Annotated in this window: 1 protein-coding gene; it reads left to right on the top strand. The window is 50.6% G+C overall.

Annotated features, from left to right (window positions below):
• Nucleotides 1–411, top strand: a 411-nt coding sequence (locus GM658_RS28655) for a hypothetical protein (protein WP_211841961.1), incomplete at its 5' end; no start/stop codon positions are given.
• Nucleotides 412–417 lie beyond the last annotated feature (6 nt).

The raw sequence follows: 417 nt of genomic DNA, 5'->3' as shown, positions 1-417 counted from the left end.
CGGCCAATTGCGGACCGTCACAGGAATATTTTAGAGGAGAGTGCGATGCTTGAAAGGCTAAGATGGTCTGCGCAATCAATCGCCCAGCCTTCAGCGGTTCAAATTGCACTTTTCCCAGAATTCGTCGAGGTCGCCGATGAGCTTGCACTCGGATGGGAAGAAGCAATTCACGACCTGAAGGGTATATGTACTCATTTGCAGCCTGCTCAAATTGCAGCAATCGAAGAACTTGACGCATTCATGGCATCGATCAGCGGGCAGTCTCATGCGCAGTTGTGGACGATGGATGCACTGAAGACATCACCGGAATGGCAAACATTACGTGAATTGGCCAATCAAGTTCTCGAACAGATGCTGTGGCCAAAGACGCCGCCATCCGTTCGTAGTGACATATACGTGACTCACCGTTAACGGCCA

The sequence above is a fragment of the Massilia eburnea genome (assembly GCF_009720745.1).
Classification (GTDB): domain Bacteria; phylum Pseudomonadota; class Gammaproteobacteria; order Burkholderiales; family Burkholderiaceae_D; genus Rugamonas; species Rugamonas eburnea.
The sequence above is the reverse complement of the archived record's forward strand: the minus strand, read 5'-3'. Positions and strand labels throughout refer to the sequence as shown.